General features: G+C 34.7%; 23 protein-coding genes. 20 read left to right on the top strand and 3 right to left on the bottom strand.

What is annotated here, in order from left to right; translation table 11 throughout:
* The first annotated feature begins 152 nt into the window (after window positions 1–152).
* The 7 genes from KI356_RS02455 (at window position 153) to KI356_RS02425 (ending at window position 9,269) form a co-directional block, all read left to right on the top strand.
* Window positions 153–1,100: an ABC transporter ATP-binding protein gene (locus KI356_RS02455; RefSeq protein WP_212934705.1), complete on the top strand. Its 948-nt coding sequence runs from the start codon at window positions 153–155 to the stop codon at window positions 1,098–1,100.
* A gap of 3 nt (window positions 1,101–1,103) precedes the next feature.
* Window positions 1,104–2,615 carry an ABC transporter permease/substrate-binding protein gene (locus KI356_RS02450; RefSeq protein WP_128279929.1) on the top strand — a complete coding sequence of 504 codons (1,512 nt, stop codon included), beginning with the start codon at window positions 1,104–1,106 and terminating at the stop codon, window positions 2,613–2,615.
* 212 nt (window positions 2,616–2,827) lie between these two features.
* On the top strand, window positions 2,828–4,255 hold the full coding sequence (locus KI356_RS02445; protein WP_212934704.1) for a basic amino acid/polyamine antiporter: 1,428 nt from the start codon (window positions 2,828–2,830) through the stop codon (window positions 4,253–4,255).
* A 76-nt stretch (window positions 4,256–4,331) separates the two neighbouring features.
* A complete protein-coding gene (locus tag KI356_RS02440; RefSeq protein ID WP_212934703.1) occupies window positions 4,332–4,592 on the top strand; it encodes a LemA domain protein in 261 nt (86 codons plus the stop codon).
* Between the two features lie 106 nt (window positions 4,593–4,698).
* The gene (locus tag KI356_RS02435; protein ID WP_212934702.1) at window positions 4,699–6,516 is read left to right on the top strand and encodes a DUF8727 domain-containing protein; all 1,818 of its coding nucleotides are present in this window, start codon (window positions 4,699–4,701) and stop codon (window positions 6,514–6,516) included.
* Window positions 6,506–8,356 (top strand): hypothetical protein, encoded by a 1,851-nt coding sequence (locus KI356_RS02430; RefSeq protein WP_212934701.1) that lies wholly within the window; start codon window positions 6,506–6,508, stop codon window positions 8,354–8,356. The genes KI356_RS02435 and KI356_RS02430 overlap by 11 nt, the downstream gene beginning before the upstream one ends.
* Before the next feature lie 316 nt (window positions 8,357–8,672).
* Window positions 8,673–9,269 carry a hypothetical protein gene (locus KI356_RS02425; RefSeq protein WP_128279933.1) on the top strand — a complete coding sequence of 199 codons (597 nt, stop codon included), beginning with the start codon at window positions 8,673–8,675 and terminating at the stop codon, window positions 9,267–9,269.
* Window positions 9,270–9,370: 101 nt separating this feature from the next.
* On the opposite strand, the gene racA is transcribed toward KI356_RS02425, so the two are convergent.
* Entirely contained in the window at window positions 9,371–9,904 is a 534-nt protein-coding gene (racA, locus tag KI356_RS02420) for a chromosome-anchoring protein RacA (protein WP_212934700.1), read from the bottom strand.
* 363 nt (window positions 9,905–10,267) lie between these two features.
* On the opposite strand from racA, the gene KI356_RS02415 reads away from it, so the two are divergent.
* Together KI356_RS02415 and KI356_RS02410 are read left to right on the top strand one after the other, a co-directional pair.
* Entirely contained in the window at window positions 10,268–11,623 is a 1,356-nt protein-coding gene (locus KI356_RS02415; RefSeq protein WP_212934699.1) for a hemolysin family protein, read from the top strand.
* A gap of 144 nt (window positions 11,624–11,767) precedes the next feature.
* On the top strand, window positions 11,768–13,192 hold the full coding sequence (locus KI356_RS02410) for an aldehyde dehydrogenase family protein (RefSeq protein WP_212934698.1): 1,425 nt from the start codon (window positions 11,768–11,770) through the stop codon (window positions 13,190–13,192).
* 120 nt (window positions 13,193–13,312) lie between these two features.
* Here the strand turns inward: KI356_RS02410 and KI356_RS02405 are convergent, their stop codons facing one another.
* On the bottom strand, window positions 13,313–13,705 hold the full coding sequence (locus tag KI356_RS02405) for a YueI family protein (protein WP_128279937.1): 393 nt from the start codon (window positions 13,703–13,705) through the stop codon (window positions 13,313–13,315).
* A gap of 238 nt (window positions 13,706–13,943) precedes the next feature.
* Here KI356_RS02405 and KI356_RS02400 point away from each other — a divergent pair, with 238 nt between their 5' ends.
* Entirely contained in the window at window positions 13,944–15,077 is a 1,134-nt protein-coding gene (locus KI356_RS02400) for a BA2291 family sporulation histidine kinase (RefSeq protein ID WP_369009425.1), read from the top strand.
* A 33-nt stretch (window positions 15,078–15,110) separates the two neighbouring features.
* Here the strand turns inward: KI356_RS02400 and KI356_RS02395 are convergent, their stop codons facing one another.
* On the bottom strand, window positions 15,111–15,860 hold the full coding sequence (locus KI356_RS02395; protein WP_128279938.1) for a DUF4397 domain-containing protein: 750 nt from the start codon (window positions 15,858–15,860) through the stop codon (window positions 15,111–15,113).
* An 801-nt stretch (window positions 15,861–16,661) separates the two neighbouring features.
* Here KI356_RS02395 and KI356_RS02390 point away from each other — a divergent pair.
* The 10 genes from KI356_RS02390 to yodN form a co-directional block, all read left to right on the top strand.
* Window positions 16,662–17,972: an aspartate aminotransferase family protein gene (locus KI356_RS02390; protein WP_212934697.1), complete on the top strand. Its 1,311-nt coding sequence runs from the start codon at window positions 16,662–16,664 to the stop codon at window positions 17,970–17,972.
* Window positions 17,969–18,667, top strand: coding sequence for an acetate CoA-transferase subunit alpha (atoD, locus tag KI356_RS02385; protein ID WP_128279940.1), 699 nt, complete (start codon window positions 17,969–17,971; stop codon window positions 18,665–18,667). The genes KI356_RS02390 and atoD overlap by 4 nt, the downstream gene beginning before the upstream one ends.
* A complete protein-coding gene (locus tag KI356_RS02380; protein WP_212934696.1) occupies window positions 18,652–19,314 on the top strand; it encodes a CoA transferase subunit B in 663 nt (220 codons plus the stop codon). The genes atoD and KI356_RS02380 overlap by 16 nt, the downstream gene beginning before the upstream one ends.
* 15 nt (window positions 19,315–19,329) lie before the next feature.
* Entirely contained in the window at window positions 19,330–20,598 is a 1,269-nt protein-coding gene (locus KI356_RS02375; protein WP_212934695.1) for a peptidase, read from the top strand.
* Entirely contained in the window at window positions 20,595–21,494 is a 900-nt protein-coding gene (gene ablB, locus KI356_RS02370) for a putative beta-lysine N-acetyltransferase (RefSeq protein ID WP_212934694.1), read from the top strand. Before KI356_RS02375 ends, ablB begins: the two co-directional genes overlap by 4 nt.
* Window positions 21,495–21,724: 230 nt before the next feature.
* Window positions 21,725–23,110, top strand: coding sequence for an arginine utilization transcriptional regulator RocR (gene rocR, locus KI356_RS02365; protein WP_212934693.1), 1,386 nt, complete (start codon window positions 21,725–21,727; stop codon window positions 23,108–23,110).
* Window positions 23,111–23,320: 210 nt separating this feature from the next.
* Window positions 23,321–24,739: a lysine 2,3-aminomutase gene (kamA, locus tag KI356_RS02360; RefSeq protein WP_212934692.1), complete on the top strand. Its 1,419-nt coding sequence runs from the start codon at window positions 23,321–23,323 to the stop codon at window positions 24,737–24,739.
* Complete coding sequence (locus tag KI356_RS02355) at window positions 24,736–25,008, top strand: YokU family protein (RefSeq protein WP_128279946.1); 273 nt, start codon at window positions 24,736–24,738, stop codon at window positions 25,006–25,008. Before kamA ends, KI356_RS02355 begins: the two co-directional genes overlap by 4 nt.
* A 72-nt stretch (window positions 25,009–25,080) precedes the next feature.
* Complete coding sequence (locus tag KI356_RS02350; protein WP_002119089.1) at window positions 25,081–25,296, top strand: YozE family protein; 216 nt, start codon at window positions 25,081–25,083, stop codon at window positions 25,294–25,296.
* 268 nt (window positions 25,297–25,564) lie between these two features.
* A partial coding sequence (yodN, locus tag KI356_RS02345) for a germination protein YodN (RefSeq protein ID WP_212934691.1) occupies window positions 25,565–26,153 on the top strand: 589 nt, incomplete at its 3' end.

The following is a 26,153-nucleotide window of genomic DNA, read 5'->3' as shown; positions in this document are numbered from 1 at the left end:
GGGGCAGCCCGATTGGTGAGGGCTAATAATCAGAGTGTGATGGACAAAACCCCCTCTGATTAAAGTGTCACTTTATAGAATAATGCGTATCATTTGAAATGAAATCCATATTCCATCAAAATAAAGGAAACAACATGAAAGGAGTTGTGTCTGTGATTCAATTTAATCATGTGTCAAAAGCATATGAAGATGGCACAAAAGCAGTGGATTCATTGCATTTAGAAATTAAAAAAGGAGAATTTTTTGTTCTCATTGGTCCGAGTGGTTGCGGGAAAACAACGACAATGAAGATGATTAATCGTTTAATTGAAACAACGGAAGGATCAATTTTGATTGATGGAAAAGATATTCAAGAATATAACATAAACGAACTGCGTTGGAATATAGGGTACGTGTTGCAGCAGATTGCATTGTTTCCACATATGACAATTGCTGAAAATATTGCAGTTGTTCCTGAAATGAGAAAATGGAGCAAAAAGAAAATACAAGAGCGTGTTGATGAACTGTTACATATGGTTGGATTAGAACCAGATGTATATCGTGATCGTATGCCAGATGAATTGTCGGGAGGGCAGAAGCAACGGGTAGGTGTTGTTAGGGCATTAGCTGCAAATCCGAAAATCGTTCTTATGGATGAACCATTTAGTGCGTTAGATCCATTAAGTAGGGAACAACTCCAGCAGGATATAGTGCAATTGCAAAAAAAAATTCAAAAAACGATAGTATTTGTAACACATGATATGCAAGAGGCTTTATCACTTGGTGATCGCATTTGTGTAATGAAAGAAGGGAAAGTTGTTCAATTAGATACACCAGAAGGTATTATACATAATCCGAAAAATGAATTTGTAGAGGAGTTCATTGGAAATCGTGGACGACCTTGGTATGAGGGGAAGAGTATAGAAGCGGTATTGCCGCTAGACAATGGTATACGAGTAGAAGGGAAGGCTCTATCTTTACATTCGACTTTACAAGAAGCGCTAGTCCGCTTACAAACTGAAGAGTCAGTGCCGGTTGAAGAAAATGGTCAATATGTTGGAGCGTTAACAAGTCGTCATATTGTCAATTACATTGTTGAACAAATGAAGGAGAGAGGCTAAACAGTGACTGATTTTATTCAAACGTTTCAAGAACGAAAAGTAGAATTGCTAAGTGCATTAAGTGAACATTTACAAATATCGCTTATTTCATTATTTTTTGCAGTAATTATTGCGGTGCCTCTTGGCATTCTATTAACGAGAAAAGAACGGATGGCTGAATTTATAATAGGGACTTCTGCTGTTATGCAGACTGTGCCATCACTTGCATTACTTGGACTTTTAATTCCATTAGTAGGAATTGGAAAACTTCCAGCTATTATCGCATTAGTTGTGTATGCACTATTACCTATTTTGCGAAATACGTATACAGGAATACGGGAATTAGATGAATCACTTATAGAAGCGGCGAGAGCTATGGGAATGAATAGCTGGAGAAGATTATGGAAGGTAGAGCTTCCTCTCGCATTGCCAATTATTATGGCTGGTATTCGTACAGCGATGGTATTAATTGTTGGAACGGCTACATTAGCTGCTTTAATAGGCGCTGGTGGGCTCGGTAAGCTCATACTACTTGGTATCGATCGGAATGATCATGCGCTTATCATTTTAGGGGCCGTACCAGCTGCGTTACTCGCTTTATTCTTTGATATAGTACTTCGCATGCTGGAGAGGCCAAAACGCTCATATAAGCGCGTTATATTAACGATATGTATAGTTGTCGTAATGATCGCTTCGCCATTTCTTTGGAATACACAAAAGAAAGACATAGTTATTGCTGGCAAACTTGGATCTGAACCAGAAATATTAATTCAAATGTACAAGCAACTTATTGAACAGGATACAGATTTACAAGTAGAATTAAAGCCGGGCCTTGGGAAAACAGCATTTGTATTTGAAGCGTTAAAATCAGGTGAAGTAGATATATACCCAGAATTTTCAGGAACAGCTTTATCTACTTTCGTGAAAGAAGAACCGAAAAGTACAAATCGTGATGAAGTATATGAACAAGCTCGCGTTGGAATGGAAAAGAAATTTAATATGGTTATGTTAAAGCCAATGGAGTATAACAATACATACGCACTAGCCATGCCGAAAAAAATAGCAGATCAAAATAACATAAATACAATTTCTGATTTAGGAAATATTGCACAGGAAGCTAAGGTAGGATTTACATTAGAATTTGCTGATCGTGAAGATGGTTATAAAGGTATGCAAAAATTATATAACTATAAGTTTTTAAATGTTAAAACGATGGAACCGAAACTACGCTATAGCGCAATTCAATCGGGGGATGTTAACGTAATCGATGCATATTCAACAGATAGTGAATTGGAGCAATATGGACTTAAAGTGCTAAAAGATGATAAAGGACTATTCCCTCCTTATCAAGGAGCACCATTATTAAGAAAAGAGACGTTACAGAAATATCCTGAGCTTGAAAAAACATTGAATAAATTATCTGGAAAGATTACAGATGAAGAAATGCGAAAAATGAATTACGAAGTAAATGTGAATGGGAAAAGTAGTGAAGAAGTAGCAAAACAATTTTTACAAAAAGAGAAGTTACTTCGTTAATTTTACAAGAAATATACAATTTTATATGTTTGGAATGACCGTTCATTACAAAATGAACGGTTTTTTTGTGCATACTTATACATTTTTTCAAAAAAGTATTCCATTTTTCTTCATTTTCTTTTAGAATAAGTAATGTTTTCCTGAAAAAATATAAGAGAAACATCTATTAGAGAAAAGGTGACTTTAATAGTTGAACGAACATAACACCTAGAATGACAGATGGGGTGGTACAAATAGAAAAGAAGTTAGGGTTTTTTCCGTTAATCGCATTAGTAGTTGGAACGATGGTTGGTGGCGGTGTTTTTAGTTTACCGCATGATTTAGCAGTAGGAGCAAATAGTGGTGCAACAATAATTGGTTGGTGTATTACAGCGATGGGAATGATTCCACTTGCGCTCGTATATCAAACGTTAGCAAGACAAAAACCGGAGCTTGAGGGCGGAATTTATAGTTATGCACGAGCTGGTTTCGGTGAATATATTGGTTTTAACAGTGCGTGGGGGTACTGGCTGGCAGGAATTTTAGGAAATGTCGCAACAATTATGTTGTTGTTTAGCACATTAGGTTATTTCTTCCCAATTTTTAAAGGAGGAAATAATATTGCGTCTATCGTTGGTGCCTCTCTTTTATTATGGACACTTCATTTTCTTATTTTATTTGGAATTCGTGAAGCTTCCATTATGAATGTTATCGCAACAATTGGGAAATTAGTTCCAATCTTATTATTTATTGTTGTGATGGTAACAGCGTTTCGCTGGGATACATTTACACATGACTTTTGGGGCGAAGGAACAATCTCAGTTTCCTCTGTACTAGGTCAAGTGAAAAATACAATGCTTGTAACTCTTTGGGTGTTCATTGGGGTTGAAGGAGCAGTTGTATTATCAGGAAGAGCTAAAAATAGCAGAGACGTTGGAAAAGCGACAGTACTTGGACTGATTTTAGTTATGTCTATTTATATTTTAATTTCTGTTCTGTCAATGGGAGCTATGACGAGAAATGAACTTTCGGTTTTAGAAACTCCTTCAATGGGACATGTATTAGAACATGTTGTTGGACCATGGGGGGCAGTTGCGATTAACATCGGTTTAGTTGCTTCACTAGTAGGTACGTTAATTGGCTGGTTTTTACTTGTTTCTGAAATCTCTCACGTAGCAGGAAAAGATGGAGTATTTCCGAAAGTCTTTACGAAAACAAATAAGAAACAAGCGCCGCATATGGCATTATGGATTTCAAATATCGTTGCCCAAATTATATTTATAATCGTTCTGTTTTCAGAATCGACATATCAAATTATGTATTTTATTGCGTCAACATCAATTTTATTACCGTATTTATTATCGGCGCTATTTCAATTGAAATTAGTCATCACGAAAGAGCTAAAAGTTGCGAGAGTAAAAAATGGATTGTTAGCATTAATTGCTTCTGTATACTCTGTATGGTTAATTTATGCAGCGGGTTTAAAGAATTTATTACTTGTTTCGATTGTATATGGAATCGGGATTATCGTGTACATGTTTGCAAGAAAAGAAAAAGGGAATCGTTGTTTTGTAGGTATAGAGAGATATGTGATGTGGGCAATTGTTATTGCAGCTATCACATCACTTTATATGTTACTGACAGGAAATATAAAAATGTAAAAGCCCTTTTAATTTAAAGGGCTTTTTTCCTTGTCTAGAGAATATTTAATACATAAGATATTCAGGAGGGATGAAAATGGAAGAAAAAGAACAGTTGTCTAGAATTATGGATTTAGCTAGTGATTTAAGGAAATTATTAGTACAAGAATCTTTTTTTAATCATCATCCTGAACTTCGAGGCGTGATTGAAAATTTAGCGAGTTCTGTAGAGAATTTGGCGAGTTTGCAACAAAATAAAGATGAAAATGCCGAAGATCGATTGCGGTACGTACTTGCTAAAATGAAAATCGCTCATAATGCCATTTTACAAGAAAAAAAAGCATTTCCTTCTCATTAATATACATTTTAATTTTGAACCTGACGGATGACGTCAGGTTTTTTATTTCTAGTTTTAGATTATAGTTCATACACTAAGAATAGTATGAAAAAAGAAGGTGACTACGTTGAAATTACATAAAGCTCTTCATCCGAGTTTTATAAAGCGAATGTATTATATGAGGTTTATTGGGAGGTTTGCAAAAGCTGAGGGAGAGAAGAATGGGGAAAATTTCTTTGTACAATGTCTTTCTCCAATACCTTTGACTTTACAAGAGTTATTTCCGACTGGAAAATATTTGTTTGAAGGATTATGCAGTAATAAAAAGAATGAAAAAATCTTTACTGATTTAAAGAAGCGTAAATTAGAAAAGCAACTGGTTATGTTTCGTCTTTATTATGATCGTGGAAATTTATTTCTGGAATTAATATGTACAGAAGAGCCTCGGGAAATAGCATCTTCATATAAATTGATTCCTTCACCAAAGGTCTCAAATTATAAAAAGAGAGCGTCTTTGGAACGGAAGTTAAGCAACGGTTACTTATCATTTCTTATGCCTAAATTACCAAAAGACTTTGAGCCTCCAGAATTATTGTGGCATGAAGGAAGGTTATATGGAAATTTATCGTTAAAATCATCAATAAGTTCAATCTCATATTTTGAGCAAAGAAAAGAATGCAAATATATTGAAATAAACGATTGGATGAAACAGGTAGAAATAGCAGTAGATGATCATTTATATTTTGTAAGTGAAAATGTGTATGACCAACTAAATAAACGAATTGTGGAAGAAGGTAAGTTAGTTGAAGTTGAAGATATTAAAATGCAAAAGGAGGACTGGGAATGGGATGAGCGTGAATCCTCTTTTTTGCAGTATGTACAAAGTATGGTTCGTAATAAAGGGCTATATTTGGATGATACAGATATATATAATTTTCACATTAGTGTTAAAACCAATATGTTAACAATTGTTGGTGGTATACCAGGTGTTGGGAAATCACGCTTTGTGCAAGCTTACGCAGAAGCACTTGGATTACGTTATGGTGAAGAATTAATTTGGATTCCGATTTCACCATCGTATCAAGAACCACATGATATTCTCGGTTACCTTCATCCGAATGGTAATTTTATTGAAAGTGAAACGAAGTTAGTTCGGACATTGTTAAAGGCTAAAGAAAACCCAAATCAATTGCATATAATTGTGTTCGATGAAATGAACATGTCACATATTGAGCATTGGTTTACTCCGTTTCTATCCGTTCTTCAACTTGAAAAGAAAAATCGTATTTTGAGTTTGTATGAGAAAGTACAAGAAATAGAAAATCCAATTCCACCTTCAGTGGAAATTGGTGAGAATGTTATTTTCGTAGGCACTGTAAATTTTGATGAAACGACGAAAGAGCTTTCCGATCGATTATTAGATCGAACAAATTTGATTACATTACAAAAAATTCCGTTTTGCGAGATGAGTATAGAACAAGAGAAAGTTGTTCAGCAACCCCCGCTGAAAGTAACAACGGGAGAATTTCGACTCAATTGGTTTAGGAATAAAGAGATGATTGAAGTGTTTACTGAAGAGGAATTAGAGCTATTGGATAAGTTACATGATGTATTATCATCACACGATATATCAAAAGGAATTTCTTTCCGATGTGCAAGCGCCATCGCTACGTATTTGCAAAATATACCGTTCCAAAATAATCAATCCTATATGATTAGCAGGGAAGAAGGTTTTGATTTGCAAATAAAACAACGTGTATTAACGAAATTAAGGGGGACAGAAATGACAGTGGGATCTCTACTTTCTGAAGAAGCAAAAAGGGGAGCAACATTGATACCACTTTTACAGTCTCCGCTTGCAAATCGTGTATCTACATTTGAACATTCTTTAGCTTATATAAGACAAAAGCGTAGAGAACTGGAGCTGTATGGCTATGCAAAATGAGGAGCGTTATGAAACAGCAATCGTCGATACGAAAGAAACGCTCCCGTTTGTATTGAAGCTAATCATTGGTACTGAGGGGAAAGGCGATTTTATCCTTTTAAACCGGCTTTGTACGTCTACTACAGCATTAGTTCAATGTATTTATAAAGTACAGGAATTAAAACCACTGAAATTGCATCTCCATTATCAAAATCCAATGGATATTACATTCATATGGAATAAAGTATATGAGGGACAAAAGAATATAAAAGAGTCACAATATGAATTAAATGAAAAAAAACAAAGAGTATTAGTGTATGAACATGGAAAAACTGAATTTTTTTATCCGTGGCGCTGTGGCTTATATCATTTTGAAGTGCGTATAGAAGACAAAACTTATTATGGTGCGTTTCAAGTTGTTCCTAAAAACTTCTTTGATGATCAATTTGAAATGATTCAAGATTATGTAAAGTCAATTTTAAACGAGTTAATTTTAGATAGAGGTTATTACAAGAAAACTTTCTCAGCACTTAGCGATATTGAAGATTCTTCTTATTTGGTATTGTTAAGAAAGTTGCCACAAAAAATGAAAAGAATAAAACAAATTTTTAAGAAAGTAGAATCGAATGCGGAATTTGTACACGAATATGATTGGGAAACGAAAGAGCGGAAGACGACGAGAAAAACTGCCATTATGACAGAAAGAAAGCTTTATGCGAAATATTACAACCGTAAATTTAAGGAGCAAAAAAATAGTGTTGAAAATGCATTTCTTAAATTTAAAACAATGCAATTCTATTATTATTTACTTGAAGCAGAAAGTTTTGTACGTAAAACTATTGAAATACTAGAAGGAGAAAAGAAGAAAAAGTCAGACGAATTTCAAGCTGTTAAAACAATTATGAAAACGATTGAACGAAATGGATCCGTAACGGATAGGGAAAAACAAAAGTATAGAAATCTACATTTACTGAAAGAAGCAGATTTACGGAAAAGTTCTGTGAAAATACAAGAATATAAAATATTAGCTCATATCGTATATGAAAGCGTGCAATACTTTCGAAATTTATTGTATTCTCCATTTTGGAGGGGAATTTCTGAAACAGCTACCATTAATTCGAACACTTTATCTATACCACATCAACAAATAATCCACCATTTAGAATTGTTACCGCAACATACGGAGCAATCTCCATCTTTATTATTCGTATATAAACCAACGTTTTTAGTGTATGAGTATTACGCTTTTTTTATCGTTATTTCTATATTAGAACAAATCGGATTTGAAAATAAGAATCCTATCCGTGAACAAGTACAAGAACATTTTTATTTAGATGGATTACAAGATGGAACGACAGTGATTTTACATCGAAATGATATAAAAGTGCACGTCGCGTTTAATGATTTAATTGAAACACACCCCCTTATTGCACTAAGCAAAGGAAGTAATTTTTATAACGGAGAGGACACAAAGAAGCCGGATATTCGTTTAGATTGTTATGTAAAGGAAGAAGAGAAGTATGTATATAAATCTTCTATTATTATCGAAGTGAAATACAGCCCTATGTACAATATTTTTCAGCCTGTCGGTAATACGAAAGCAACTGAGCAAATGTATAAATACTGGTCTATTAAGTATGTAGAAGAACAGAATGGCAAAAAAAAATTTAAGCGAAGAGCGATTTATGAAGTGATTTGTGTGTATCCAGGTAGCCATATGCATAGTAAAAAAATTGAATCTGGTTGTGGAGTGTTTTTACAACTATATCCATATAAAACGAAACAAGGAGAAGAGAAGTTGGCTGGGAAGCATGGGATGATACAAATTTTTGAGAAATGGTTAAAAAGTAATAAAATGTAAAAGAAATCCTTTTTAATGAAGGATTTCTTTAGGTTAAGAAGAATTATATGCCATAAGGAAAGAAGCATAAAATGGATCGAACTTGAAATAATAAACATCTTTCATTAGAGGAATTAACTTTCTTTGTATGTATGATTGTATAAGAAAGTAAGAAATGGTACATGCGGGGGAAATGAGTGTGAAATAGGAATTTAATTCAATTTGCAGAATATAATAAGACATAAATATTTTTAGTTGCATACGAAGATTTGTTCTTATATGATAGTAAGTGAAAGCGTTATCAAAAACAGAGTGGCGATGGGAAAGGCGGTTAAATATGTTCCAGCGTGTTCAAACGAAGGAAGAACATTTTTGGTTCGAGCAACTGTGGGGAGATTTTTGTGAAGAAAGAAACTTAATGTTTGTAGAACGTAATTTAAATCCATCACGATTTTTATTAATAGAAGATGAACATCATATTGGTACAGTAGAATGTATTAAGTTTACAGTACCTGAACAATCAAATTCTGAGTTTTTCTATCCGTTTTCTAAAAATGATTTAGTGAAAGATTTGAAAAATGTGTATGAAATAGGAAAGTTAAGTATTGCGAAAACGTCTCGGGGGAGAGGACATTTCAAAAGGCTGGCAGCTATTTTATTTATGCATGCGTTAGAGACGAAAGCCGAATGGTATATTGCAGCAATTACAAAAAGAATGTATATGTATTTACTTACACTCGGTTTTCCAATTGAACCGATAGATAGTCCATTCCAGTTTCATGATACTTTACAAGGTGTACCAGTACGAATTCATGCAAGAAAAGGGGCTGCACATTTGTATTCTTTGAAAGAATTCCGTGATATTATTCAAGGGAATGCTCATGCACAGGCACTTATTGCAGAATACAGTAAAAATATTATGTTAACAAAATGAAAGTATATGAATATGTATAGTATGAAGAAGGGGGCATATTACGGTCATCTTTCTTCATACAAAAAAGTAGACCCTTATTTTTGTAATAAGGGTCTAAAAGGTTATAGTCCAAATATACTAAAAATCATTTTGCGGCGCTTCGGTTTCTTTTCTCTTTCATATGTTGGTTTTGAATCAGGAGTAATGTATATAGGTTCTTCCTTTTTTAGGGCAGCTTCTAGTTTTTGAATTCGCTCTAACATTTCCTCCATTTCGCGGCGATGTTGTAAAAGTTGGTATGTAACGACATCATTTGCTTTATCTTGCATTTGTTCTTCCATTCGATCTAGTCTTCTTGTAATTGTAGTTAATTGAGCTGTTAATTGCTTAAAATCATTCGATGATGTGTTTTGAACAATTGTGTTTACTTGAGTTTTTAATTTTTCTACATCATTTGATGATGTATTTTGAGTAGTTTGAGACTGGTCCATTTGAGAACGATGGTATTCTAACATTTGATCTAAATCACCTGGTGTGAAAATAAAATGACCATATTTATTTTTTTTTATCGTAAGATTTAATTGTTGTGCAATCCGGACAACAGCCTTTGGGCTAACACCTAATTTCTTTGCGATAAATGGTGTTTTATATTCCAAAATAATCCCTCCTATATATATCCTGTTGAATGATTTCTAGTTACGTAGCAAGTTCCCTTCAGGTGTGACAAAAGAAGTGTGGAATCGGCAAAGAAAGTGTTTTTTCACGAAGTTTAGCTGTTTAGTACATATGATTTATATAAATTATTTTCAGTTATCGGAAAATTGGGCTTATTATAGTTTGACGATAATAAGCTAATTAGATTATCATAATTATAAATATCTTTTTTATGTATGCATATAATATATAAAAAGGTGGTTACTAATGTAGAATTTTATTAGAGTATAAGAATGCTTACTTCACTTGAATAAATTTAAGTAGGAGGTGGCTTCCTTGCTTACACTGTAAGTAAGGAAAAGTATTTGGACATATATAGTATAAGTATAGTGATTGTTTTAATTGCCTTAACGGCATTTTTCGTGGCAGCAGAATTTGCAATTGTTAAAGTGAGAAGTTCACGAATTGACTATTTAATTGCAGAAGGAAATAATCGTGCACTATCTGTCAAAACAGTCATTACAAACTTAGACGAATATTTATCAGCTTGTCAATTAGGAATAACTGTTACAGCTCTTGGGATTGGGTGGTCTGGTAAACCTGCGCTAAAGCACATGTTTGATGTGTTGTTTACAAATTGGAACGTCCCTACTCAACTCGCAGATATTTTCGCTGTAACTTTAGTATTTTTGTTTATCACATTTTTCCATGTGGTAGTAGGAGAATTAGCTCCAAAAACATTCGCGATTCAAAAAGCAGAACAAGTGAGTTTCTTTGTTGCTAAGCCACTCATTTTTTTTTATCGTATTGCATTCCCATTCATTTGGCTTTTAAATGGATCAGCTCGGTTAATTACGAAGTTTTTTGGGTTGAAACCACCAAAAGGGCATGATGAAGTGCATTCAGAAGAAGAATTGCGGTTGTTAGTTTCAGAAAGTTATAAAAATGGAGAGATTAATCAATCTGAATATAAGTATGTAAATAAAATATTTGAATTTGATGATCGTATTGCGAAAGAAATAATGGTACCACGAACAGAGATGAATATTTTAAATAAAGAAATGCCTGCTGAAGAGGCTTTACAAAAAATGTCTCATGAAAAATATACAAGGTATCCGGTTGTTGATGGTGATAAGGACCATGTAATAGGTTTTGTGAATTTTAAAGATATATTTACAGATTTTGTGAAGCATCGAGTTGTTAGTGAAAAGACAGTGGAGCAATATATTAGGCCAATTATTTTAGTTATTGAATCTATCCCAATTCATGATCTATTTTTAAAAATGCAAAGAGAAAGGACACATATCGCTATATTAATTGATGAATATGGTGGTACATCAGGTCTTGTAACCGTTGAAGATATTTTAGAAGAAATTGTAGGGGATATTCAAGATGAGTTCGATACTGATGAACAACCGGAAATCCAACAAATTAGTGAGACGAAAACAATTTTAGAGGGAAAAGTACTTGTTAGTGAAGTGAACGCATTATTAGGTTTGACTATTGACGATGATGATGTCGATACGATCGGCGGCTGGATACTAACCAAAAATATTGAGATTACCGAAGGAGATACCATTGAAATTGAAAATTATAAGTTTTGTGTGAAGAAATTAGATGGGCACTATATTAAGAGATTGGAAGTAACGAAACCTTCAGAATCGATTGTTATTGTAGGAGATGAAAAAAAGATTTCGCTTCAAGAACAAATTAGTTCGTAAACTCTGCTTTGTAGCAGAGTTTTTTTTGAGCAAAATGTTTTTTGGTGTATTAGGGCTATGATACAATTACATAAGTCAGACCTTTCACTAAGTGAAATAAATGCAATGTATTATTATATACATATATTCGGAAGGAGAACCACTATGAAAAAACATTTATATATAAATGGGGTATGGAAATCAGTAGGGAAGTATAAACCATTGTATGCACCATATTCTGAAGAAACATTAGCGGAGATTGCGCAAGGTACAGAAGATGACGTTAAGGAAGCAATAGTTTCGGCTAAAAATGCAATGAAAGAAATGAAAAAATTATCTGCATACGATCGCGCAACTATTTTAGAAAAGGTTGCACAAAAAATGGATGAGAGAAGAGAAGAGTTTGCAGAGATCATTGCAAAAGAAGCTGCAAAACCGATTCGTGCTGCAAGGGGAGAGGTAGATCGCACTGTTCAAACATATAAGTTTGCAGCTGAAGAAGCGAAGCGTATATATGGTGAGACATTGCCATTAGACGCAGCACCAGGTGCAGATGGACGTATTGCATATACAATCCGAAAACCAATAGGGGTTATCGGTGCTATTACACCATTTAATTTCCCGCTAAATTTAGTAGCACATAAAGTAGGTCCTGCAATTGCTGCTGGAAATACAATTGTGTTAAAGCCAGCTGATCAAACACCATTATCGGCTTACGCATTAGTTGAATTATTTGAAGAAGCAGGATTACCAAAAGGTGCTTTCAACATCATATCTGGACCAGGATCAATTGTAGGAGAAGCAATAGTAAAGAGCGAAGATGTCGCTTCTATTACTTTTACAGGAAGCCCAAAAGTTGGAATTGGTATTAAGGAAAAAGCTGGATTAAAGCGAGTGACGCTAGAGTTAGGGTCAAACGCTGCAGTTATTATTGATGAAGACGTGGAGTTAACAGATGAGATTATTGAACGTGTAAAATGGGGAGCTTTTGTTAACAATGGACAAGTTTGTATTTCGGTACAACGGGTGTTTGTACATGAAAAGAAAATGGAAGAATTTCTTACGAAGTTAAAAAAAGCGATGGAAACAGTAGTTGTAGGTAATCCGCTTCATGAGGAAACAGATGTATCTGCATTAATTTCGAAAAAAGATGTAGAACGCATCGATATATGGGTGCAAGAAGCTATAAAAGAAGGAGCAAATGTTTTATACGGTGGTAAAAAATATGATGCGAGGATTTTTGAACCAACTGTATTAACAAATGTTCCAGAGTATGTATCTGTTCAGTGCCAAGAAGTATTCGGTCCACTTATGACTGTAAATACATTTAAAGAATTTGATGAGGCTTTAGAACAAGTAAATAATTCACGTTATGGATTACAAGCAGGTGTATTTACAAACAATTTATGTAAAGCAATACGTGCAATTGATGAATTAGAAGTCGGTGGTGTCATGATTAATGATATTCCAACGTTCAGGGTAGATCATATGCCTTATGGCGGTGTGAAAGAGAGTGGCACAGGCCGTGAAGGGATTAAATATGCAATAGAAGAAATGACAGAAATGAAATTAGTGTGTATTAAAAAATAAAGTAGATCGAGCTTAAACATCGCAATAAAAAACGAGCAGGAAATGTTTACGATTCCATACTCGTTTTTTATTGTTTGTTTTACGTTTCTCGGAACGATTTCATTTAATCAAGTGTACCTTTTACTTCATTTCTTGTTTGAAAATAGCATCTTCTACATAAATTTGTTCTTTGTCAACAGCAGTGCTATGAGATAGTACTAAACCGATTGGTGTTTCTGTGCCTTTATTTTGAACAATTGTAAAAGGAACATTTTTTTCATTTGCTAATTTAATGTATTTTGATAAATGTGGGTAAGCAATGCTACCATTTAGGAATAGCTGTAATGATTGAGAAGAACGTATGCTACCTGTTACTTCTGTATACACATTACTTTGCATTACTTGACCGATTGTTAAAGCGATTTCTACACGCTCACGTAATGTAGTTAAGTACATATTACGTTCTTCTGGTTTGTTTTGCTTTTGGCCATATATGCCTTCTTGGAGATAGTCTTCCACATTTTTATTTACCATATTTTTCACACCTTTCACTTCTTATTGTACGCAAGAATTAAAAAGGATGCAAAAAAAAGGAGTTTTGAACAGGAAAATAATTAAAAAAATGAGAAGGAAAAAGGGATATATGAATACAACTTATTAAATAAGAATGGAAAAATAAATTTTATCAACAGAAATTAACAAAATGTGACACAATCTATTAACGAAATGTATTTTTTGTGTTAATATTCAAAATATAAAGGGTGTTCGTCGTATGGAAATGGAGGGAATGGAGGTTTTTCCAATCGATAAGGATATTAAAGAAGTATTTTGTTCGCACTTGAAAAACAACAGGCACCAATTCGTAGAGAACTGGAAAAACAAAATGATAATTTCCGAAAAAGATCCATTTAAACAAGAGGTAGTTCAAAATGGAGAAAATTTATTAGAGTTAATTATCGAACTTATTATGGAAGATAAAGACATTGAGTATCTTCAGCCATTATGTGAGAAAATTGCCATTGAGCGTGCAGGGGCAGATGCGAATATTGGAGATTTTGTCTACAATGCAAATGTGGGAAGAAATGAACTTTTTGAAGCAATGTGCGAATTGGATGTAAGTGCTCGTGAATTGAAACCGATTATGGCCAAAATACATACTTGTTTTGACAAATTAATTTATTATACCGTTTTAAAATACTCAGAAATTATATCGAGAAATTTAGAAGAAAAACAGCAATATATAAATGAAACACATAAAGAAAGGCTTACGATTTTAGGGCAAATGTCGGCTAGTTTTGTGCATGAATTTCGTAATCCGCTAACTTCGATTATGGGATTTGTAAAGCTATTGAAAACGGACCATCCTAATCTATCGTATTTAGATATTATTTCGCATGAATTAGATCAATTAAATTTTAGGATTTCGCAATTTTTACTTGTATCGAAAAAAGAAATGTGGAATGAATCTGAACGATTTTGGCTGAATGACTTGTTTCAAGATATTATACAGTTTTTGTATCCGAGTTTAGTGAATGCAAATGTTTCGATTGAAAAGAATTTGCTGTACCAAATTCCGCTCGTTGGCTATCGGAGTGAAGTGCGACAAGTAGTTTTAAATATTTTAATGAACTCAATTGATGCCTTGGAATCAAGGAAAGAAGAGCGGAAAATTATCATTGATGTATTTGAAGAGGATCAGGATGTTCGCATTGTTATTAAAAATAATGGGCCGATGATTCCAGCAGAAAATGTAGAAACCATTTTTGAGCCATTTGTAACTACTAAAAAGTTAGGTACTGGTATTGGATTGTTCGTATGTAAACAAATTGTAGAAAAACATAACGGATCCATATTGTGTCGTTCGAATCATGATTGGACAGAATTTCAAATTGCATTTCAAAAATAAACAGTCTACACCATATGAATGGTGTAGACTGTTTTAATTTGTGAGTATAACGGCCTCTAACTTTGGATCCTTAGTTGAATAACCTACTATTGAAATTGTGTAAATTGTATTTGATTCAACGTTGAATTTCGGAATGGTTAATAGTACTTTTTTTGTATCAGCAAGTGAAACTTCAATATCTGCTGTACCAGGGCTAACTTGTAAAAAATCTGTTATTTGTTTAAAGAGTACATTTTCAAATAAATGATCCCCATCTTTTAAATTTACATTTACAACTGGAGTGTCTGGTGAAAAATGTGCAAACCGTATTTTTGCTTGACCAGATGGTAAATGAGTATTATCAATAATAGGTTGTAATTGGAGATGATTATCGCTATTGACCGCTGCAAGGGTATAAGTGTGATTCCCCATTATTGGTACTAATGCTGAGAATATTGGAGTTTCGTTTCCGACAGGGACAATATCAATACGGTATTTACCTTGCACTAACGATAAATAAGGACTGAATTGTTTAAAAGAAATATTTTTAATAACCTTTTGTCCGTTTATTATAATATCAACTGCTGGTGTATGGGGAGCTGTGTGAAAAATTCTCATATGTGACGGTAAAGTCGCTTCTTGTGAATCTCTTTTTTCATATGCTTGTACAAGTTTTGTAATTGCATCATGGTATTTCATATAGAGTTCTACATATCTTTTAGGATTGCTATATTGATAGTAACGAGCGAGCTGTTCGTAACGTGCAGCTTCTTGTCCGTATTTTTCAATTTCGGATTGAGTCATGAATATTCCTCCTTTATCATCATTACAAATATATGCGAAGCTAGAAAGAGGTTATGCAAAAAACTTGCCTTTCTAGAAGGAAAAGTTAAAATGGGGATTTTTTTATTTATAGGCAAACACACATACAAATCGATAATTGTCCTACATAAATTATAAAGGAAAGGTAGTTTGACTTTGATGGAAGGAGTGGAATCCTTGGGGTGTGATATCCCAATATTTATTGGGAATGAAGTTATGGAGGATTTGGTGCTATAGGCTGTGGGACGAATTATGGATTTGTATTATGAGTATTTCTATTAATTTTAGTGATGCGTTTGATAAGGTAATACCGATAAAAGAGCGTCGTGCCGAACTGATTAATATGGTTAATCGGTTCTTTTTTTATTGTTCTAAACAGATGATACTATTTTTTAAGTAATAGTTACGATAAATGTGGCGAAGTAAAATGTCGAATTTTGTTTGAAAATATGCAATATAAAGTAGGATAATAGGAAGGATAATAACGGGAGTTCCGTCGAAGTTTACACAATGTCAGCAATTGAGGGAAGCTGATATTATGTTAAAAAAATATTCGATTTGTTGTTATCTTAAATCAGGGAGGGGTATTTAAGCGTAAGGATAAGGGTTGGTCTTCGTTTTAGATTCTGAATTTTCTGTTTTATAATTAATATTTAGCACTCATTTGTATATTTTATAATAGTTTTTTGATAAATTCACTGCTTTCGCAGAGGGTTCTTTTTTATGAAAGAAACGTCAATTTTCTTCATATATATATACAAATTGGAGAAATGGGGGAGCGCTATGCGCGATTACTTAATTAAGCCACTTGTTGGTCAGCCGTATCCAATGATTTCACATGGAAAAGGTGTGTATTTGTATGATCAAAACGGAAATAAATATTTTGATGGCTCGTCAGGGGCAATTACGGCAGGTATTGGGCATGGCGTAAAGGAGATTGCGGACGTTATCAAAAAGCAAGCAGAGGAGATTGCTTTCGTTTATAGATCACAGTTTACGAGTGAACCAGCTGAAAAATTAGCAAAGAAATTAAGCGATTTAAGTATAGGAGATTTGAACTGGAGCTTTTTTGTGAATAGTGGTACGGAAGCAAATGAAACAGCTATGAAAATTGCAATTCAGCATTTTCAAGAGCGAGGTATTCAAGGAAAGCATAAAATTATGTCACGATGGATGAGTTATCACGGTATTACGATGGGAGCCTTATCAATGTCTGGGCATCCACTGCGCAGACAACGTTTCGTGTCAATTTTAGAAGATTATCCAACTATTCCAGCTCCATATTGTTTTAGATGCCCGGTGCAAAAAGTATATCCAACTTGTCAGCTTGCTTGTGCGACTGAACTAGAAAGATCAATTGAAAGAATTGGAGCAGAACATATCGCAGCTTTTATCGCTGAACCGATTATCGGAGCAGCTGGAGGCGCAGTCGTTCCGCCGAAAGAATATTATAAAGTTATTAAAGATATTTGTAGTCATTACGATATTTTATTTATTGCCGATGAAGTAATGACTGGCCTTGGTCGTACTGGTGCATGGTTTGCGATGGAGCATTGGGGTGTAGAACCAGATATTATGACGCTTGGTAAGGGATTAGGTGCGGGATATACACCGATGGCAGCGACGATTGTTAGTGACCGAGTTATGGAGCCAATTTTACGTGGGTCACGTTCTGTTATGAGTGGGCATACGCTAAGTGCAAATCCATTGTCTGCAGCAACGGCTTTAGCTGTTATTGAATATATGGAAAAACATAATCTACCTGAAAAAACAGCAGAAAAGGGAGAGTATTTAATAAAAGGTTTACAGAAAGTTCAGCAGCAATCCACAATCATTGCCGATGTGCGTGGAAAAGGATTGCTAATTGGAATAGAGTTGCAACCGTTTACAAAAGCGTCAGAACTTATTTCAGTTGCAGCTAAAAATGGACTGCTCTTATACCAAGCTGTTTCAGGGCAAGCAGGCAAAGAGGATAGTGCACTGCTTGTTGCACCACCAATGACAACTACATATTCCGAGTTAGATGAATTACTTTCAATTTTTGTAAAGAGCGTGGAAGAGATGATGCAAAAAGGGGGGCATAGTATCGTATGACAACCATTACAAATACATTCGGTAAATTAAAAGAAATAGAGGAAGTAATTTCTTTGTTCCATGATGATATGACATTAATGTTTGGGGGGTTTGGAGGGATAGGATCCCCTCCATCTTTAATTCAAGCTGTTTTAGATAAAGGCATTACAAATTTAAATTTAATAGGAAATGATACTGGATTTCCTGATGTAGGAATCGGTCGTCTTGTTACGAATGAAAGGGTTAAATCTTTAGTTACTTCTCATATTGGGTCAAATCCAAATGCGGGAAGACAATTAAATGAAGGAAGATTGCAAATTGAGTTTTCTCCGCAAGGAACACTAGCAGAGCGTATTCGCGCTGGTGGTGTAGGGCTTGGTGGTATTTTAGTTGACGTTGGTGTTGATACAATTGTAGAAGAAGGAAAACGCACAATTGAAATGAATGGGAAGACATATTTAGTTGAAACAGCTTTAACGGCTGAAGTCGCAATTGTATATGCGAAAAAAGCGGATCCGTTTGGCAATCTTGTATTTGATAAAAGCGCTCGTAATATGAATCCGCACGTAGCTATGGCTGGGGACATAACGATTGTAGAAGCAGAAGAAATTGTTCCACTTGGAAGTTTAGATCCAGAAGAAATTGTTGTCCCAGGTGTATTTGTAAATTATATCGTGCCATCGGAAGGAGTGAATTGGAAATGGGTATGGGCGTAGAAGTGAGAGATAAGATTGCAAGACGTGCAGCGAAAGAAATTCAAAATGGTATGCTTGTAAATTTAGGTATTGGGATTCCATCGCTTGTACCGAATCATTTGCCAGAAGATATGAGTGTTATGTTTCACGCGGAAAACGGTATTGTTGGGATGGGACCAACGCCAAGTAAAGGGAATGAAGATGAGAATTTATGTAACGCAGCTGGGTTACCAACATCTCTTATTACAGGAGCAAGTTATTTCGATAGCTGCACTGCGTTTGGTATGATTCGAAAAGGATTACTTGATGTTACGATACTTGGTTCGTTACAAGTAAGTGAAAATGGTGATTTAGCGAACTGGATTGTACCAGGAAAACGCGTTCCAGGTATTGGAGGAGCGATGGATTTAGCGCAAAAAGCGAAGCGGGTCGTTGTTGTGATGAATCATGTTGATAAATACGGAAATGCAAAGATTGTTTCGGAATGTACATTACCATTAACTTCGAAAAAATGTGTAGATTTAATTATTACAGACATGGCTGTCATGGAAGTGACTCCAAGAGGACTTGTCTTACAAGAATTAATGAGTCCGTACACTGTAGAAGATGTAAAACGAAATACGACAGCTGATTTTCATATAAGCTCAAATTTACTAGTAATTGAATGAGGGGAGTTGTAATATATGGAGCAATTAAAAAAACAAGTTTGTGATTATATTGAGAGTCATGAAGAAGAGAGTGTAAAATTTTTAACACGATTAATTCAAGAAAAGAGCGTATCTGGTGATGAAAGTGCTGCACAGGCAATTGTTATTGAAAAGTTGCGTGAGTTAGGTCTAGACCTTGATATTTGGGAGCCTGCTTTTAATGAAATGAAAGATCACCCTTATTTCGTGTCACCTCGTACAAGCTTTACAGATAGCCCGAACATTGTAGCGACTTTAAAAGGAAGTGGCGAAGGGAAATCTATGATTTTAAACGGGCATATTGATGTCGTGCCAGAAGGGGATGTAAATCAGTGGGACCATCATCCGTATAGTGGAGAGAAAATAGGAAACCGCATATATGGACGTGGAACAACAGATATGAAAGGCGGCAATGTCTCACTTATGCTTGCAATGGAAGCGATTATTGAATCTGGTATTGAACTAAAAGGTGATATACATTTTCAAAGTGTAATAGAAGAGGAAAGTGGCGGGGCAGGAACATTAGCTGCTATTTTACGAGGATATAAGGCAGATGGCGTTATTATTCCTGAGCCGACGAATATGAAGTTTTTTCCGAAACAACAAGGGTCAATGTGGTTTCGTCTACATATAAAAGGAAAAGCAGCACACGGTGGTACACGTTATGAAGGAGTAAGTGCAATTGAAAAAAGTATGTTTGTTGTAGATCATTTGAGAAAATTAGAAGAGAAGAGAAATGGTCGAATTACAGATCCGTTATTTAAGGGTATTCCAATTCCAATTCCAATTAACGTTGGGAAAATTGAAGGGGGAAGCTGGCCAAGTTCTGTTCCCGATTCATTAATTTTAGAAGGAAGATGTGGTATTGCACCGAATGAGACTATAGAGGCAGCAAAAGAAGAGTTTGAAGGCTGGATTGGTGAATTAAAAGAAGTGGATAGTTGGTTTGTAACAAATCCTGTAGAAGTAGAATGGTTTGGAGCGAGATGGGTTCCTGGTGAACTAGAAGAAAATCATCCACTTATTACAACGCTTGGGCATAACTTTGTTGAAATCGAAGGGAACGAACCGATTATAGAAGCTTCGCCATGGGGAACAGATGGAGGTTTGTTCACACAAATCGCTAACGTACCCACGATAGTATTTGGTCCAGGAGAGACGAAAGTAGCACATTATCCAAACGAATATATAGAAATTGATAAAATGATTGCTGCCGCAAAAATAATTGCATGTACATTACTAGATTGGTGTGAGGTGAAGAAATGAAATACTATGAATCTTTTAGTGAACAGACAAAGCATTACACAGTAGAAGGGGTATTAGATTATTTTAATAAACGTGTTAGAGTTGATCACTATACAGGAAATGTTGAACGTATTATACAAACAATTGATGAATTAGCAGAGAAACATTCCTTCACTAAATGTATTATTAAAGGAAAGGGAGAGCATGTTTCAACATGGCTCTCTTTCGGTTTCTTACTGGAAGCAACAATACCTCATTATTTTCAAGGACACGATGCGCATTTCTTCGTGAAATACCATAATGATGAAAGACGAAATAGTATTCATTGGACTGAGGAAGATACCATTTTAAGTGGTGTAAAAGCAAAAGAAGTGAAAGAAAAAGTAGTCCCAGAAGAATTTGTGTTAAGAAAAGCGACGGAAGAGGATGCGGAAGAATTAGCAATTGTCTTTGGAAAAGTATTTGAAGTGTATCCGACACCTTTAAATGAAGCGAGTTATGTAAAGGAAACGATGAAGGAAGACGATACAATTTACTATGTTTATGAATTCGAAGGGAAAATTATTAGTACAGCATCTGCTGAAATGAACGTGAAAGAAGGTAATGCAGAATTAACGAATTGTGCTACATTACCTGAATATCGAAAACATGGTTTCATGAAAAGTCTGTTAATTAAGTTGGAAGAAGAGCTCCAAGAAAAATCTATTTTTTGTTCTTATACAATTGCTCGCTCGCTATCTTTCGGTATGAATGCAGCCTTTCATCAATTAGGCTATACATATACGGGAAGGCTCGCGAATAATTGCTACATTTTTGATAAGTTGGAAGATATGAATATATGGGTGAAAGATTTATCCAACTATTCGAAAGCAGTAAGACTCCCGCCTCAAAATTTGGCTGTAAAGCAAAGAAGTTAGGTGGGAGCCGGGCTGATCGTAAAAGCCCAATTGGTGAAGGGTAATAATCAATTTGAGATGAACAAAGCCCCCCAACTGATTAAAGTTTCACTTTATCTAACCATAAATAAGCAATAGAAATATATGGAAATTTCGTCAAAATAAGAAAATGAAATCTTCATGCTTATAATCGCACAGAGGGGTGCCGGAAATTCGGCGTTGAATTTGCTGGATTTTCGGCAAAAGGAGGGATGACATTGCTAGCAGTTTCGACACAAGAAGTCATTGAAGCGATTTTGGGCAGTATTGATGAGGCAATACATGCAGTGGATGAAAATGGTATTACAATCTTTTATAATACAGTTGCTGCAAAACATGATGGATCGAAAATTGAGAATGTACTAGGAAAGCATTTATTGGAAGCATTCCCTTCATTATCTAGGGAAACGAGTACGCTAATGAAAGTGTTACATACGAAAAAACCGATTGTACATCAAGTTCAGCATTATCAAAATTTAAATGGGGAAGACGTTTGTACGGTAAATACGACGCTACCTATTTTTATAGATGGAAATATTGCCGGTGCTGTTGAAATTGCGAAAGATTATTCTACAATTCAAACGCTTACTGACACAATCGTAGATTTGCAATCGAAAATAAAACGGTCGACTAGCAAAAAAATGATGAAAAAGCATGTTGCATTCGAGACAATTGTGACAAATGATTCCCGCTTTAAACAGACGAAAGAGTTAGCTCAAAAAGTAGCCCCAACCGATGCGAATGTTTTAATATATGGTGAAACAGGAACAGGGAAAGAGCTATTTGTGCAAGCAATTCATGAAGCTTCTAAACGGAAAAACAAGCCATTTATTGCACAAAACTGCGCAGCATTGCCAGAGTCGTTATTAGAAAGTTTATTGTTTGGAACTACAAAAGGGAGCTATACAGGGGCAATTGAACGAGCAGGATTATTTGAACTTGTAGATGGAGGAACATTGTTTTTAGATGAACTTAATTCAATGCCACTCGATTTACAAGCGAAGATGCTACGTGTATTAGAAGATGGAGTTATTCGTCGCATTGGTGATAATAAGACGAGAAAAGTAGATGTTCGCGTTATTACTGCAATGAATCAGCCTCCAGAAGTATGTTTAAGAGAAAATAAAATTCGCACTGATTTATACTATCGATTAAATGTGTTTTCATTATATATCCCGCCACTTCGCGAAAGAACTGAGGATGTACTGTTATTAGCGTCTTACTTTTTGAAAGAATATAATAAAAGTTATAAAAAAGGTGTACTTCAAATTGATAAGGAAGCGAAAGAAAGATTACAAGCTTATCAATGGCCTGGAAATGTTCGTGAGTTAAAACATACGATTGAACATGCTGTCATTATTACGGAAGGGAATTCGTTAACAGCAAATTGCTTACCACGAACATTTCGGAAAGAGAAACTTCCAAAGAAGAAAAGTATATTACCGCTTAGGGAAGCTCTGCATCAAACGGAAAAGGAATTAATAGATCAAGCGTTAATTGAAACGGAAGGAAATATTTTGCAAGCAGCAAAAATGTTAGGTATTCCGCGTCAAACGCTTCAATATAAACTGAGCAAGTACGACAAAACCGCCGAATAATCGGCGGTTTTTGTGTGTTTGCACCAATAAAAGAGTGTTTACATATATAAAAAGTAATAAATATGATAGTAAATAGCGTTTTAGTACAGCACTTGAAAATATTTATTCTCTTATATAATAGGGTATTTCTCGCATTTACTTATTAAGAATATGAAGTTGGCATAATTATTGCTTATATAAAGGATGAGCGTATAAAAAGGGGGAATAGCAATGTTACACGATGTATACAAACCAAGTCGTCACTGGAAGGATATTGAATTATGGAAAGATGTTACAGAAGAACAATGGAATGATTGGGTTTGGCAATTAACGAATACGATCAAAACTTTAGATGATTTAAAGAAAATAATTAACTTAACACCTGAAGAAGAAGAAGGCGTTAAAATTTCAACGAAAACGATCCCGTTAAACATTACACCGTACTATGCTTGGCTAATGAATCCTGATGACCCACGCTGTCCGATTCGGATGCAATCAGTACCGATTTCGGAAGAGTTATATAAAACAAAATATGATTTAGAAGATCCTCTTCATGAAGATGAAGATTCACCAGTTCCAGGATTAACGCATCGTTATCCAGACCGCGTACTATTTTTAGTAACGAATCAATGTTCTATGTATTGTCGTTACTGTACACGTCGTCGTTTTAGTGGACAAATTGGAATGGGCGTACCGAAAAAGCAATTAGATGATGCGATTGCTTATATTAGTGAAACACCACAAGTACGTGACGTTTTAATTTCTGGCGGTGATGGACTTCTAATTAATGATAAAATTTTAGAATATGTATTAAAGAATTTACGAGCAATCCCGCATGTCGAGATTATTCGTATCGGTACGAGAGCACCAGTTGTATTCCCGCAGCGTATTACAGAAAATCTTTGTAATATTATTAAAAAATACCATCCAGTATGGTTAAATACACACTTTAACACTTCTATTGAGATTACAGAAGAATCAAAATTAGCATGTGAAATGCTTGCAAATGCAGGTGTGCCAATTGGAAACCAAGCTGTAATTTTAGCTGGAATTAATGACAGCGTTCCAATTATGAAAAAACTTATGCATGATTTAGTGAAAATTCGTGTTCGTCCATATTATATTTACCAATGTGACTTATCAGAAGGTATCGGTCATTTCCGTGCACCAGTTTCTAAAGGATTAGAAATTATTGAGGGCTTACGTGGACATACGTCTGGTTATGCAGTACCAACTTTCGTTGTCGATGCACCGGGCGGAGGCGGGAAAATTGCGCTTCAGCCAAACTATTTAATTTCACAAAGTGCGGATAAAGTTGTTCTTCGTAACTTTGAAGGGGTTATTACAACGTATCCAGAACCAGAAAACTATATCCCAGGAAGAGCAGAAGGTTACTTTAAAGAAATTTATCCGACTTATGAAGAGAAACGTTCTGATATCGGTGTTGCAGGATTGATGAGTGATAAGAAATTTAATCTTGTTCCAGATGATTTACAACGTATGAATCGCCGCAAAGATTATGAAGTCAATGAAACGCATGCTTCTTTAAAAGATAAACGTGATAAGCGTGATCAATTAAAAGATAAAAAATATCAAGCACAAATGGCAAAGTTAGAAGATGACAAAAAAAATGAGGGTGACGCAGTATGAATTGTATGTGGTGTGACAGTACAGAAGCGCAAGAAAGCTTGAATACTGTATATTGGGAATTACCTGATGGTACGAAAGCCATTGAAATCCAAGAGACACCATGTATTACTTGTTCCTCATGTGGAATGGACTATCAATCAGACCATACTGTAAAAGAAATTGAAGATCAGTTGTTTTTAATTTATACGAAAGATTTGCCAAAACAACTAACATACGAAGAGTTGATGGGAAGACCACGTTTATTAAAAAGGAATTATTTCGACTTTTAACCAGCTTTTATGCTGGTTTTTTTCTTTTTCGCCTTGTATAATGTACCCAAGTTAGAAAGGTAGGGAATATTTTTGAAAAAGACATTTTACCATTATATGATGAAGCACCGTGCAGCTTTATTTAAAAATGAAATATCAGATTTAGCAGAGGCGATGTATGATGATTTAAGTTTTCCGAAGCAATCTGAAGACTATGATGTAATTAGTTCATATTTAGAGTTAAGTGGAATGCTAGAAAGTATGTCTATATTTGATGAAGCATGGGATTTATATATACAAGAGAGATAACGATATGAAGTTTTAGGAAAATGAAAACATAATGAATACATTACTTTGAAAGAAGTGAAGTATTCATTATGTTTTTTATTTACAATACGTCTTGCTGTTAGAACATAACTCAAAAAAGCTAGTTTAAATACTAGCTTTTTTGAGTTATATACAAATTCTACTTTTTTATTGAAAAAATTTATGAATATAAGCTTCTGTGATAAGCGTTTTTATGTAGGTTGCATATACTGTTATCAAAATCACGACGTTTAAAAAAGGAGAGATATAGATGGCAAGGAAAAAACAACCTAAATATAACGTAGGGGACATAGTCGTGATTACGCTATATGGAACCGTTGGGAAAATCACAAATATGAAGATTTTAGATGGAGTTTACGTATACGAAGTAAATAATCATGATGGATTTTATGTAGAACAAACTTTGCAGCATGTAACAGAGCAGGAAATGAAAAAGGGCGACACAGAGTGGATTGAATTAAATTATAACTTTACGTTTGGTGATCTCGTGCAAGTAACTGGATATGATAAAGATGTTTTTCGTATTGTTGGTTTTCGTACAGAAGTATGGAGATATAAAAATGACGCATGGGAAGATACAATATATGAATTGTCACGAATTACTGATGGTGAATGGTTAGAAGCTGATGAATCGGATTTAACATTACTTGCCAATGCACAAACGGCAAATGCAATTTTGAAGAAAATGAAACAAGATAAAGCTGGTATGAATAAATTGGATTTAGGAAAATTGAAGTCGATTAACAATTCGAAAAAAGTAAGTGTAAAGACGAATCGCCAAGAAATTATTGATGGGTTATTAGATATTTATAATGATTATCATTTATTATTCGATACAT

This window comes from Bacillus hominis, assembly GCF_018332515.1.
Lineage (GTDB): Bacteria > Bacillota > Bacilli > Bacillales > Bacillaceae_G > Bacillus_A > Bacillus_A hominis.
Note: the sequence above shows the minus strand (reverse complement) of the source record. Positions and strands in the feature narration are given on the sequence as shown.

What these genes read in the sequence shown, in the direction of transcription:
- KI356_RS02445 (WP_212934704.1), top strand. Translation starts at nt 2,828, where the DNA reads ATGACAGATGGGGTGGTACAAATAGAAAAGAAGTTAGGGTTTTTTCCG.
- KI356_RS02440 (WP_212934703.1), top strand. Translation starts at nt 4,332, where the DNA reads ATGGAAGAAAAAGAACAGTTGTCTAGAATTATGGATTTAGCTAGTGAT.
- KI356_RS02430 (WP_212934701.1), top strand. Translation starts at nt 6,506, where the DNA reads ATGCAAAATGAGGAGCGTTATGAAACAGCAATCGTCGATACGAAAGAA.
- KI356_RS02425 (WP_128279933.1), top strand. Translation starts at nt 8,673, where the DNA reads ATGTTCCAGCGTGTTCAAACGAAGGAAGAACATTTTTGGTTCGAGCAA.
- KI356_RS02410 (WP_212934698.1), top strand. Translation starts at nt 11,768, where the DNA reads ATGAAAAAACATTTATATATAAATGGGGTATGGAAATCAGTAGGGAAG.
- KI356_RS02405 (WP_128279937.1), bottom strand. Translation starts at nt 13,705, where the DNA reads ATGGTAAATAAAAATGTGGAAGACTATCTCCAAGAAGGCATATATGGC.
- KI356_RS02400 (WP_369009425.1), top strand. Translation starts at nt 13,944, where the DNA reads ATGGAAATGGAGGGAATGGAGGTTTTTCCAATCGATAAGGATATTAAA.
- KI356_RS02395 (WP_128279938.1), bottom strand. Translation starts at nt 15,860, where the DNA reads ATGACTCAATCCGAAATTGAAAAATACGGACAAGAAGCTGCACGTTAC.
- KI356_RS02390 (WP_212934697.1), top strand. Translation starts at nt 16,662, where the DNA reads ATGCGCGATTACTTAATTAAGCCACTTGTTGGTCAGCCGTATCCAATG.
- atoD (WP_128279940.1), top strand. Translation starts at nt 17,969, where the DNA reads ATGACAACCATTACAAATACATTCGGTAAATTAAAAGAAATAGAGGAA.
- KI356_RS02380 (WP_212934696.1), top strand. Translation starts at nt 18,652, where the DNA reads ATGGGTATGGGCGTAGAAGTGAGAGATAAGATTGCAAGACGTGCAGCG.
- KI356_RS02375 (WP_212934695.1), top strand. Translation starts at nt 19,330, where the DNA reads ATGGAGCAATTAAAAAAACAAGTTTGTGATTATATTGAGAGTCATGAA.
- ablB (WP_212934694.1), top strand. Translation starts at nt 20,595, where the DNA reads ATGAAATACTATGAATCTTTTAGTGAACAGACAAAGCATTACACAGTA.
- rocR (WP_212934693.1), top strand. Translation starts at nt 21,725, where the DNA reads ATGACATTGCTAGCAGTTTCGACACAAGAAGTCATTGAAGCGATTTTG.
- kamA (WP_212934692.1), top strand. Translation starts at nt 23,321, where the DNA reads ATGTTACACGATGTATACAAACCAAGTCGTCACTGGAAGGATATTGAA.
- KI356_RS02355 (WP_128279946.1), top strand. Translation starts at nt 24,736, where the DNA reads ATGAATTGTATGTGGTGTGACAGTACAGAAGCGCAAGAAAGCTTGAAT.